12 protein-coding genes are annotated in these 11,632 nt (G+C 75.1%); 8 read left to right on the top strand and 4 right to left on the bottom strand.

The genetic code is table 11. From position 1 onward, the window contains the following. Window positions 1–31: 31 nt before the first annotated feature. Entirely contained in the window at window positions 32–1,432 is a 1,401-nt protein-coding gene (locus tag ACI79S_RS10085; RefSeq protein WP_456593293.1) for an LCP family protein, read from the bottom strand. 806 nt (window positions 1,433–2,238) lie between these two features. Between ACI79S_RS10085 and ACI79S_RS10090 the strand changes: the two genes are divergently transcribed. After that, window positions 2,239–3,345: a hypothetical protein gene (locus ACI79S_RS10090; protein ID WP_456593294.1), complete on the top strand. Its 1,107-nt coding sequence runs from the start codon at window positions 2,239–2,241 to the stop codon at window positions 3,343–3,345. 39 nt (window positions 3,346–3,384) lie between these two features. On the opposite strand, the gene ACI79S_RS10095 is transcribed toward ACI79S_RS10090, so the two are convergent. Together ACI79S_RS10095 and ACI79S_RS10100 are read right to left on the bottom strand one after the other, a co-directional pair. Further along, entirely contained in the window at window positions 3,385–3,828 is a 444-nt protein-coding gene (locus tag ACI79S_RS10095; protein ID WP_456593295.1) for a DUF2795 domain-containing protein, read from the bottom strand. Window positions 3,829–3,886: 58 nt separating this feature from the next. Next, a complete protein-coding gene (locus ACI79S_RS10100; protein ID WP_456593296.1) occupies window positions 3,887–4,096 on the bottom strand; it encodes a DUF2945 domain-containing protein in 210 nt (69 codons plus the stop codon). Between the two features lie 110 nt (window positions 4,097–4,206). Between ACI79S_RS10100 and ACI79S_RS10105 the strand changes: the two genes are divergently transcribed. The 6 genes from ACI79S_RS10105 to cysD all read left to right on the top strand — a co-directional run bounded on the left by ACI79S_RS10105 (window position 4,207) and on the right by cysD (window position 9,808). Further along, complete coding sequence (locus ACI79S_RS10105) at window positions 4,207–5,001, top strand: siderophore-interacting protein (RefSeq protein ID WP_456593297.1); 795 nt, start codon at window positions 4,207–4,209, stop codon at window positions 4,999–5,001. Window positions 5,002–5,089: 88 nt separating this feature from the next. Beyond that, complete coding sequence (locus tag ACI79S_RS10110; RefSeq protein WP_456593298.1) at window positions 5,090–5,854, top strand: response regulator transcription factor; 765 nt, start codon at window positions 5,090–5,092, stop codon at window positions 5,852–5,854. A gap of 5 nt (window positions 5,855–5,859) precedes the next feature. Further along, complete coding sequence (locus tag ACI79S_RS10115) at window positions 5,860–7,338, top strand: sensor histidine kinase (protein WP_456593299.1); 1,479 nt, start codon at window positions 5,860–5,862, stop codon at window positions 7,336–7,338. A 22-nt stretch (window positions 7,339–7,360) separates the two neighbouring features. Next, a complete protein-coding gene (locus tag ACI79S_RS10120) occupies window positions 7,361–8,083 on the top strand; it encodes a PaaI family thioesterase (RefSeq protein ID WP_456593300.1) in 723 nt (240 codons plus the stop codon). After that, complete coding sequence (locus ACI79S_RS10125) at window positions 8,074–8,817, top strand: inositol monophosphatase family protein (protein WP_456593301.1); 744 nt, start codon at window positions 8,074–8,076, stop codon at window positions 8,815–8,817. Before ACI79S_RS10120 ends, ACI79S_RS10125 begins: the two co-directional genes overlap by 10 nt. A gap of 82 nt (window positions 8,818–8,899) precedes the next feature. Then, the gene (gene cysD / locus ACI79S_RS10130; protein WP_456593302.1) at window positions 8,900–9,808 is read left to right on the top strand and encodes a sulfate adenylyltransferase subunit CysD; all 909 of its coding nucleotides are present in this window, start codon (window positions 8,900–8,902) and stop codon (window positions 9,806–9,808) included. Here cysD and ACI79S_RS10135 read toward each other — a convergent pair. Beyond that, the gene (locus tag ACI79S_RS10135; RefSeq protein WP_456593303.1) at window positions 9,799–10,020 is read right to left on the bottom strand and encodes a hypothetical protein; all 222 of its coding nucleotides are present in this window, start codon (window positions 10,018–10,020) and stop codon (window positions 9,799–9,801) included. The genes cysD and ACI79S_RS10135 overlap by 10 nt on opposite strands. Before the next feature lie 68 nt (window positions 10,021–10,088). On the opposite strand from ACI79S_RS10135, the gene ACI79S_RS10140 reads away from it, so the two are divergent. Further along, window positions 10,089–11,435, top strand: a complete 1,347-nt coding sequence (locus tag ACI79S_RS10140) for a sulfate adenylyltransferase subunit 1 (RefSeq protein WP_456593304.1) — start codon at window positions 10,089–10,091, stop codon at window positions 11,433–11,435. The last annotated feature ends 197 nt before the right edge of the window (window positions 11,436–11,632 follow it).

An 11,632-nucleotide genomic window follows, 5' to 3' on the forward strand; every position in this document is an offset into this window, starting at 1 on the left:
GCGGGGCACCCGGGCGCAGCCGGGAACTCGGTCAGCAGCGAACGGCGGCCGCCTCCGGTTCGGGGGCGGCCGCTGCCGTGTCCGGTGCGGCCTGGACCGGCTCCCGGGCACCGACCTCGACGGGCACGACCGTGGAGTACCCCGGGCCGATGACCAGCTGGACGGCGTCACCGCCGATCGTGTCGCTGGGCTCGATCACGGCACCGGGCACCGCGGCAGCCACGGTGCGGGCGCGCTCCAGCGCGTCCGGCCCGTACCGGACGACGCTCTGGTTCACGGTGCCCGGCTCGTTGCCCACCGCGCCCACGACGAAGCCCTGTCCCCGGAGGGCGTCGGCGACCGTGGCGGCCAGCCCGGTGGTCGCCGTGCCGTTGAGCACGTCCACGGTGATCTCGCCGGGGGCCGCGGTGAGCGGCTCGGGCGCCGCCGGCTCGGGGGCCGGCTCGGGCGCGGCCGCCTCCGGCACCTCCTGGGCGGCCAGCAGCTCCGCCGGCAGCCGGGCGCCGTCGATGACCTCGTCGAAGAGCGCGCGGGTGCCCTGCCGATCGAGGACCACGTAGGCCTGATCGGTTCCGGCCGGCACGTAGCCGACCTGGGCGACCGGCAGCCCGGCGCGCTGGACCGACTCCCCGGAGAGGTCGCCGAGCGTGGCAGCCAGGACGCGCAGATCGCCCAGCGTCGTCTGCTCGTCGACCGTCAGCGCGTCCGAGGCACGGGACAGGAAACGGGTGAGGGTCACCGGGTCGAGCACCGTGTCCGCGGACATCGCGGCCCGGAGGGTCGAGGTGAGCAGGCGCTGGGCACGCTCCGCGACGGCTGCACCGGTGACGTCGACGCCGCTGTCCCCCGGCCGCAGGAAGCCCGATGCCGCAGCGCCGGACAGCTCGGACGGCCCCGCCGGGGGCGGGGTGGCCGCGGCGGCGGTGGTCGCGGAGGGGACGACGCAGACGGGCACACCGCCGAGGGCATCGACCATCCCGGGGAGGCCGGCGAGGTCCACGCCCAGGTAGTGGTCGATCCGGAGGCCGGACAGCTGCTGGACCGCCCGCACCGTGCACGCCGGCCCACCCTCGAGCAGTGAGCTGGCGAACGCCTCCGTGACCGGGTCGCGCAGGGTTCCGTCGGGCGTGCGGCAGACGGGAGTGTCCACGAGCGCCGTGGGGGGCACGCTGACCAGCGCCGCCCGGTCACCGTCGGCCGAGACCGAGACGACCAGCGTGGCCACCGATGCCGCGCCGGTCTGGCCGGGGACGCCCGTGCCGACGACCAGGTAGGTCTCGGCGGCGTCCTGCAGCCCCGGGGCGAGGATCTCGGGGCCGTCGACCGCGAGCGCGTCGACCCGGTCGATGCGCTGGTCGACGTAGAAGTACAGCGCCAGGTGGTAGAGGACGACGACGCCCACCACCGCGGCCAGCGCCGTCACCGCACGCATCAGGCGGCGGCGTCCGGGGCTGCGCGGAGGGCGGTCGACGGCGGCCCGCCGTCGGGTGGCGCCCGACGGGCGCGGCGGCGGAGCCAGTCCGGGGAGCGGCGGGATGGGACCGCTGCGCCGGGAGGGCCGCTCGTCGGGCGCCCAGGCCACCGGCGTCCCGGCCGCCGGCGTCCGGTCCGGAGCGGACGGGACCGGGGGAAGCCCCGGCTGCGCGCCCGCCGCCGGCGCCCCCGGCTGAGGGCCGGGGACCGGGGGAAGGCCCGGCTGCGGCCCTGCGATGCGCCCGGGACGGGCGGCGCCGGGGACCGGAGGCAACCCCGACCGGACGGCGGGGGCGTCCGCTGGGCCGGCAACCGGGATGTCGGCGCCGGGCCCCGAGCCCGGGCCGCGCTCGGGCGGCCGGGGCTGGTCACCGGCCCGAGCGGGATCCGCCGCGCTCCGCCGACCGTCGGGCGCCGCGGTGCCACGGCGGGAGGACGGCTGCGCGGAGCTCCGCCGGGCAGCCCGTCGGCTCCCGACGGCGTTGCCCTGCCGGGCGAGCAGCTGCTCGACGGTCACCGGCTCCGCGGCGCCGTCGGCCGAGGGGCGCCCTCGGCGGGTGCGACCGGGGACGTCGCGGTCATCCGCGTCGCCCCACCTCGGCTGATCACCCACAGGTGTCGACACCTTTTCGTCGTCCGCATGTCACTGCCCGTCGAGCCACGATACGGGCGGATCGGCGATCGCCACGCCGACGCGCGGTAGGGCCGGTCATGACGCAGGCAACCGAATGGTGACCCACGGGCGGAGTGCGTAGCGTCTTCGCGGTGCGACTGCCCTCCGTACCCGGCCCCTCCGACGTCGCGGCCCTGGTGGGAGGTGTGCGCGGCGGCGTGAACGAGATCCTCGCCCTCGTCCCTCGTGCCGCCGGCGCGCTCGGGCAGCTGGAGGGGCTGCTGGACCGCATCTCGGGGTTGGTCGACCGGGCGGAGGAGCTGGTCGACCGGGCGGACGTGGCGATCTCCGGGCTGGACGCCACCCGGATGGCCGCCGACGAGGCCATCGTCGCGGTCGACCGGACCCGGATCGCCGCGGACGAGGCCATCGACGCGGTCGGCCGGACCCGGATCGCCGCGGACGAGGCCATCGCCACCATCGGCGACACCCGCGCCAAGGCCGACGACGCCATCGACGCCATGAGCCACACCCGCGCCAAGGCCGACGACGCCATCGACGCCATGAGCCACACCCGCGCCAAGGCCGACGACGCCATCGACGCCATGAGCCACACCCGCGCCAAAGCCGACGACGCCATCGACGCCATGAGCCACACCCGCGCCAAAGCCGACGACGCCATCGACGCCATGAGCCACACCCGCGCCAAAGCCGACGACGCCATCGACGCCATGGGCCACACCCGCGCCAAAGCCGACGACGCCATCGACGCCATGGGCCACACCCGCGCCAAAGCCGACGACGCCATCGACGCCATGGGCCACACCCGCGCCAAAGCCGACGACGCCATCGACCGGGTCACCGGCACCACGGAACGGGCCGACGGCATCGTCGGGCGCGCGGAGGGGATGGTCGGTCGCGTCGAGCCGCTGCTCACCGACTACGAGCCCGCGCTCACCGCCCTGGCACCGTCGATCCGGCGGCTGGCGGCCGAGTTCGACGCGACGGAGGTGGATGCGCTCATCACGCTGATCGACCGGCTGCCGCAGGTGCTCGGTCACCTCGACGAGCAGGTCCTCCCCGCGCTGGAAGGGCTGGAGAACGTGGGGACCGACGTCCGGGACCTCGTCGACACGGTCCAGGACATGCGGCAGATCGTGAAGGGCTTCCCCGGCTCGAAGCTGTTCCGCCGGCGCGGTGCGGAGGAGATCGCCGACGGCGAGGCGCGGGAGAGAGAAGCGGAGGGCGCCGGCTCCTGAGCCGGCGCCCTCCCCACCCGGGCGGTCGAGACGCCCGGGCTACGCGCCCGGACCGGAGCCGGTCTCGGTCGGGTAGCCCAGTGCGCGGACCACGTCGCCGATCCGCTCGTAGGTCTCGCCCTCGGGGAGCCGCTCCAGCTCGCTGACGACGACGTCGGGGGCCCGGTGGTCGCGAGCCGCCTCGACGAGGTCGGGGCCGGTGCTCGGGAAGTCGGCCCGGTCCAGCCACCGCGCGAGCTCGGCGCGCGCCACGACCGCGTCCTCGGTCATGCCCACGGGGGTGCCGCCGACGAGGGTGCCGGCCGGGTCGGCGTCGATGTCGGGATCACCCTCGGCGACCGGCTCGACCTCGCGCCACTCGTGGGCCCGGGTGGCCCGCTCGGCCTTCATCATCCCCTGCGTCTCGTGCTCGAGCTCCTCGTCGAGGCGCGGGTTGTGCTTGGTGCTGCGCGAGCCGGCGAACTCGCCTGCGGACTCGGTCACGTGTACCTCCTGGTGTTCGGGCCCGGCACCGCCGGGCCGTGGATCCGTCCGCGCGGGGTCAGGCCTCGTCGAGGGCACCCGGCTTGTGCACCGCGGTGCGCCCGCTCTTGTCGCTGCGCACCTCGTACTGCGGGTCGTCCTCGCTGGCGCGCACGGTCCGACCGGAGGCCTCGGTGTCGGAGGTGATCGTCCGCTCGACCGTGCCCTCCGTCGTCGAGCCGTGGCTCTTCCAGGTGACGTGGTCACCCTTCTGGAACTCGTCGGCCATGGTCTTCTCCGTTCGTCGGACGGTGCTGCCCCTGCCCCTGCCCCTGCCCGCAGCGAGGGGCGGACACACATCCGCAGACCGGATCAGCCGCCCGCCTAGGCTCGTCGGACGTGACCACCGCGAACGACGCCGCCCTCGTGGACGGCCTGCGCCCGGTCGACGTCCTCACCGTCGTCGCGGTCACCGACGTGACACCCTCGGTCCGCCGGGTGACCCTCACCGGGACGGCGGAGGCGGTGACGGCGGCCGGGCCCACGGTGAACCTGCTGGTTCCCCGGGTGGACGACCCGGCTCCCCGCTGGCCGCTGATCCAGCGCGACGGCCGGGTCGTGTGGCCCGACGGCAGCCACGGCGTCGCGCTGCGCAGCTACACCGCCCGACGTCAGGACCCGGCCGCGGGCGAGCTGGACATCGACTTCGTGCTCCACGGCGACGGCCCGGCGGCGTCCTGGGCCGCCGCGGCCCGCCCGGGCGCCCTGCTCGGCGTCGCCGGCGCCGCCTCGCTCGCCGAACGCCCGGCCCGGTGGCTGCTCCTGGCCGCGGACGAGACGGCGCTGCCCGCCGTGAGCCGCATCCTCGCCGCCGCACCGCCGGAGACCACCGGTGTCGCCTACCTCGAGGTGGCCGGACCGGAGGAGGAGCAGCCGCTGCCCGCGCCGCCGGGCGTCGCCGTGCACTGGCTGCACCGGGGCGCGACCCCTCCCGGGGAGAGCACGCTGCTCGTCGACGCGGTGGCGGCCCTGGAGCGCCCCCCGGGTGACGACGTCTTCGCCTGGGTGGGCGCCGAGTCGGCCGCCGTGCGCGCCATCCGGGCCGACCTGCGCGGTCGCTGGGGGCTCGGCCGGGCGCAGCACCACGCGATCGGCTACTGGCGGCGCGGGCGGGCGATGGCGCCGGCCGGCTGACCCGTCCACCGCGTGGACCGGTGCGGTTCCCAGGGGGTTCACAGGTAGCGTCCAGATCCACCGCAGCCGGCGCGCCCACCCTGGGGGCATGACGACGGCATCGGCGCACGCCACCGGAGGAGCGATGTCCGGCACCCAGCCCACGGGGAGCACGGCCCCGGAGGCCCGACTGCTCGTGGTCGACGACGAGCCGAACATCCGCGAGCTGCTGTCGGCGAGCCTCCGCTACGCGGGCTTCGAGGTGGCCACCGCCGCCGATGGCCAGCAGGCCCTGGCACTGGCCGCCTCGTTCCGCCCCGACCTCCTGGTGCTGGACGTCATGATGCCGGGCCTCGACGGCTTCGGTGTCGTCCGGCGGCTCCGGGAGACCGGTCGCCACACCCCGGTGCTCTTCCTCACCGCCCGGGATGCCGCGGAGGACAAGGTCTCCGGGCTGACCCTCGGCGGCGACGACTACGTGACCAAGCCGTTCAGCCTGGACGAGGTCGTGGCCCGCATCCGGGCCGTGCTCCGGCGCACCGCGGGCACGCAGCGGGCGGCCGAGGCCCCCCGGCTGACGTTCGCCGACATCGAGCTGGACGAGGAGACCCACGAGGTCATCAAGGCCGGCGAGGTCATCAGCCTCTCCCCCACCGAGTTCAAGCTGCTGCGCTACCTGATGGCCAACGCCGGGCGGGTGCTGTCGAAGGCGCAGATCCTCGACCACGTGTGGAACTACGACTTCAACGGCGAGGCGAACGTCGTGGAGTCCTACATCTCCTACCTGCGCCGCAAGATCGACACGACCGAGCCGCGCCTGCTGCAGACGATCCGCGGGGTCGGCTACACCCTGCGGCTGCCGCGCGGTTCCTGACCGCCGTGAGCGAGCGGGGCCCCGTGCGCGCCAGGGGGCAGCGGATCCCCCTGCGCGTGACCCTGGTCGCGCTCCTGGTCGCCCTCGTCTCGGTCGCGCTCCTGGCCACCGGGGCCGCCGCGACGTCGCTGCTCGCGGACTACCTGCAGGAGCAGCAGGACGACGAGCTGCGGGCCACCGTCGCCAGCAACCAGGGCCCTCGGCTGGTCAACGCCTGCCTCCGGGGGATCCCGGAACCCAGTCCCCTCTACGTCGCCTGCCTCCCGCCGGACAGCGACGAGCCGGTGGTCATCGGGGAGCCCTACGGCCCCGGCGTCCACGAGCTGCCGGAGCTGGACGAGGCGGACGTCGAGAGCCTCCGCGAGGCTGGTCCCCCCATCACGGTCGGCTCGGGCCGGGACGCGTGGCGCCTGGCCTCGGGCGAGCTGCCGGGGGGCTACACCCTGGTGGTCGGCGAGGACCAGGGGCGCGACGGAGGGGCGATCTCCCGGCTGATCCGCATCGAGCTGGTCGTGGGGCTGGCGGTGCTGGCGCTGCTGGGCGCCGCCGGCTACGTCCTGGTGCGCAACAGCCTCCGGCCGCTGGCCGAGGTGGAGCAGACCGCCCGGGCCATCGCCGCGGGCGACCTCTCGCGGCGGGTCCCGGTCGGCGACGACCGCACCGAGGTCGGCCGCCTCTCCACGGCGCTCAACGGCATGCTCGCCCGGATCGAGGCCGCCTTCCGCGCCCAGCAGGCGTCGGAGGAGCAGGCGCGCGGCTCCGAGCAGCGGCTGCGCCGCTTCGTCGCCGACGCCAGCCACGAGCTGCGCACCCCGCTGACCTCCATCCGCGGCTTCGCCGAGCTGTACCGGCAGGGGGCCGTCCGGGAGGAGGCGGACGTCGCCCGCCTGATGCAGCGGATCGAGGCCGAGGGCAGCCGGATGGGGCTGCTCGTCGAGGACCTGCTGCTGCTGGCCCGGATGGACCAGCAGCGACCGCTGTCCACGGCACCGGTCGACCTGGCCGCGATCGCCGGCGACGCGGTGCACGACGCCCGCGCAGTCCAGCCCGACCGGCCGATCAGCCTGCACCTGGACGAGTCGCTCACCGACGCCCCGGTGGTGCGCGGCGACGAGGGCCGGCTGCGCCAGGTCGTCGGCAACCTGCTCACCAACGCCCTCACCCACACCCCACCGGAGGCACGGGTGCAGGTGTCGGTGGCCCAGGACGCCGCCGATCCGGACGTGCTGCTGCTGCAGGTCGCCGACGAGGGTCCGGGCATGGCGCCGGCCGACGCCGAGCGCGCGTTCGAGCGCTTCTACCGGGCCGACACCTCCCGCACGCGGGCCGCGGGCGGCACCGGCCTCGGGCTGTCGATCGTCGCCTCGCTCGCGGCCGCCCACGGCGGATCGGCGTCGCTGGAGACCGCACCCGGGGCGGGCCTCGCCGTCACCGTGCGGCTGCCCCGCGGCGGCCCGGACGGGGGTGTGACGAGTTCGTCGTGAGCAGGCTTGCGACCATCTGGGCGTGACGACGAACGACGGCCCCCCGGACACCGCGGCCTCCTACGACCCGGCGCTGATGACCGCGTCCACCGACCTGGGGGCGGCCATCCGCGAGCTCATCGAGGTGTCGGTGACCACGACCGAGCCGGCGACCGAGATCGTGGCCGCGACGGACCTGGTGCGGCAGGCGACCGCCCGCATCGCCGCCTCCCGGCGCCCGGCCTCCGTGCTGCCCGCGCTCGACGACCCGTCCGAGGGCCGACGGGTCTTCAACCCCGTCGTCGGCGTCGGGAACGCCCTCGCGCCGCCGCTCGTGGTGCGCCGGGAGGAGGGCGGTGTGGTCGCCGAGGTGACCCTGGGGGTCGCCTACGAGGGCCCGCCCAGCTACGTGCACGGCGGCATGAGCGCCCTGTTCATGGACCAGCTACTCGGCAGCGCGGCCGGCGCGGCGGGCCTGTGGGGCATGACCGCTCACCTGGAGCTGGACTACCGCGGCCCGCTGCCGCTGGAGACCCCGCTGGTGCTGCGCGCCTGGGTCGAGAGCACCGAGGGCCGCAAGTCGGTCATCGCCGGCACGATCGCCCTGGCCGCCGAGCCCGGGCAGCCGCTCGTCGAGGCGCGCGGGATCTTCGTCATGCCGCGCCCGGAGAAGGCCCAGGCCTACTTCGGCGCCATCACCGACGCCGCGGGCCGGCACACCCCGCCCCGCCGGCCCGGCGACGCCACCTCGGTGCAGTGGAGCTGAGCGGCGACGTCGCCGTCGCCGCCCGGGCCGCCCGGGCCGCGGCCGACGCGCTGCTCCCGCTCCGCTCGGCCGGGCGAACCGGCCGCCCCCTCGGCGACGCCGGGGACGCCGCCGCGCAGCGGGCGATCCTCGCCGTGCTCACCGACGCGAGCCCCGACGACGCCGTGTTCAGCGAGGAGGCCGTGGACGACGCCCGCCGGCTGACCGCCGACCGCGTCTGGATCGTCGATCCGCTCGACGGCACCCGCGAGTACTCCGACCCCGCCCGGAGCGACTGGGCGGTGCACGTCGCGCTGTGGGCCGGCGGCGACCTGGTGACGGCGGCCGTGGCGCTGCCGGCCCTGGACGAGGTGCACGTCACCGAGCCGGCACCGGTGCTGCCGCCCCGCCCGGCGGGGCCCGTCCGCATCGCCGTCAGCCGCACCCGCCCACCGGCGGAGGCGGAGGCCGTGGCCGCCGCTCTCGGCGGTGAGCTGGTGCCGATGGGCTCCGCCGGCTACAAGACCCTCGCGGTGGTGCGCGGCGAGGTCGACGCCTACGTGCACGGCGGCGGCATGTACCAGTGGGACTCCGCCGCGCCGGTCGCCGTCGCCCGCGCCGCCGGCCTGGTCACCTGCCGGCTGGACGGGTCGCCGCTGGTCTACAACGCCCCTGATCCGTCCCTGCCCGACCTGGTCGTCGCGCGTCCGGAACTGGCCGACGAGGTCCTGGCTGCGGTCGCCGCGGCCCGATAGCGGAGACTGGACAGAAATCCCTACCGAGCCGGTCGGATCGCGCCGGTCGGTGACCGTTCCCTACCCCGTGGAGCACGAGAGCGTGACGACGCCCGACTACCGGCTCAGCCAGCTGGAGACGCTGGAGGCCGAGTCCATCCACGTCATTCGTGAGGTGGTGGCCGAGCTCGAGCGGCCGGTGCTGCTGTTCTCCGGCGGCAAGGACTCCATCGTGATGCTGGAGCTGGCCCGCAAGGCGTTCGCACCGGCGCGCATCCCCTTCCCGGTCATGCACGTGGACACCGGGCTCAACTTCCCGGAGGTCCTGGAGTTCCGCGACCGGCGGGTGGCCGAGCTGGGTGTCCAGCTCGTGGTCGCCTCGGTGCCCGAGGCGATCGCGGCGGGCACGGTGAAGGAGGAGCCCAACGGCTCCCGCAACCGCATCCAGACGCCGGTGCTGCTCGACGCGGTCGAGCAGCACGGTTTCACCGCGCTGTTCGGGGGCGCCCGGCGCGACGAGGACAAGGCCCGCGCCAAGGAGCGGGTGTTCTCCTTCCGCGACGAGTTCGGCCAGTGGGACCCGAAGAACCAGCGGCCCGAGCTCTGGGACCTCTACAACGGCCGGATCCACCTCGGCGAGTCGATCCGCGTGTTCCCGCTGTCGAACTGGACCGAGCTCGACATCTGGCAGTACATCCTCCGCGAGGAGATCGCCATCCCCCCGCTGTACCTCGCGCGGGAGCGGGACGTCGTCGAGCGCCAGGGCATGCTGTACGCGGTCAACGAGTTCATCTCCCCGCGCGAGGGCGAGGAGGTCCAGCGCCGGAGCGTCCGCTACCGCACCGTCGGCGACGCCAACCTGACCGCCGCCGTGCCCTCCACCGCGACCACGGTCGAGGAGGTCATCGCCGAGATCGCGGTGACCCGGATGACCGAGCGCGGCGCGACCCGCGGGGACGACAAGGTCAGCGACGCCGCGATGGAGGACCGCAAGAAGGAGGGCTACTTCTGATGCCCCTCCCGTCCGCGGCGACGCCGGTGCACGAACAGCACCCACACCACGACGGCGAGCAGCGCCAGGCCCGTCACCCAGCCGGTCACCTCCGGCGTGCGGCCCGGTCGCGCGCCGAGCAGGTCGCACACCCAGGCCGCCACCGCGAAGCCGACGACGTAGCCGGCGACGACGACGAGCAGCGCCGGAACTGCCGCCACCAGCACGAACACGCTCTGCCTCCCCGGACGACGGACCCCAGCGTCCGCCGTCCCGCCGCCCTCTGCCAGGAGATCTCCCGATGACCGCCGGCTCCGCCGACCAGCCCGGCGTCCACCCCGACGCCCCCATCGACGTCCACTCGGCCGCGGCGGAGGCGGCCGCGGAGATCGCCACCGCGCGCAAGGACATCCTGCGCATCGCCACCGCCGGCTCGGTGGACGACGGCAAGAGCACGCTCATCGGGCGCCTGCTCTACGACAGCAAGGCGGTCTTCGAGGACCAGTACGAGGCGGTCGAGCGGGCCAGCGCCGGGGGCGACTACGTCAACCTCGCGCTGCTCACCGACGGCCTGCGCGCCGAGCGCGAGCAGGGCATCACGATCGACGTCGCCTACCGCTACTTCGCCACCCCGCGGCGCACCTTCATCCTGGCCGACACCCCCGGCCACGTGCAGTACACGCGGAACATGGTCACCGGCGCCTCGACCGCCGACCTGGCGATCGTGCTGGTCGACGCGCGCAAGGGCATGGTCGAGCAGAGCCGGCGGCACGCCTTCCTCGCCTCGCTGCTGCGGGTGCCGCACCTGGTCGTCGCGGTCAACAAGATGGACCTCGTCGACTGGTCGGAGGACACCTACGAGGCGATCCGCGACGAGTTCACCGCGTTCGCCGCGAAGCTGGAGGTCCCCGACCTCACCGTCGTCCCGATCTCGGCGCTGCACGGCGACAACGTCGTCCGCCGTTCCGAGCACACCCCCTGGTACCAGGGCTCCTCGCTGCTGCACCACCTCGAGCACGTGCACGTGGCCAGCGACCGGAACCTCGTCGACGTCCGGTTCCCGGTGCAGTACGTGATCCGGCCGCAGTCGGACGCGCACCACGACTACCGGGGTTACGCCGGGACGGTCGCCAGCGGGGTGCTGCGCCCCGGCGACGAGGTCCAGGTGCTGCCCAGCGGCCTGACGACGACGATCGCCGGCATCGACGGGCCGCGTGGCCCGGTCGAGGACGCCTTCGCCCCGATGTCGGTGACCGTCCGGCTGGCCGACGACCTGGACGTCTCCCGCGGCGACCTGATCTGCCGGCCGGCGAACGCGCCGCACGTGACGCAGGACCTGGACGCGCTGGTGTGCTGGATGACCGACGAGCCGCTGCGTCCGCGGCTGCGACTGGCCGTCAAGCACACGACCCGATCGGTGCGGGCGGTGGTCAAGGAGCTGCAGTACCGGCTGGACGTCAACACGCTGCACCGCGATCAGGGCGCGACCGAGCTCGGCCTCAACGACATCGGCCGGGTGCGGCTGCGCACCACCCAGCCGCTGTTCGTGGACGAGTACTCCCGCAACCGGGTGACCGGGCGGTTCATCCTGGTCGACGAGGCGACCAACGCCACCGTCGGCGCCGGGATGCTGGTCCCGGGGAGCTAGGAGGTTCCCTCACGCGCTGGGCTGCCACTGCGGGGGGGGGGGGGGCCCCCCCCCCCCCCCCCCCCCCCCCCGCCCCCCCCCCCCCCCCCACGCCGACACCGACGCGCTGTGGCGGCTGATCGAGGCGGGACCGCCCGCCGACCTGCCGATGCTGCCTCCCGGCGCGGGGTTCAGCCCGCGCTGAGCCGTGCCCGCAC

The organism is Blastococcus sp. SYSU DS1024, assembly GCF_054050795.1.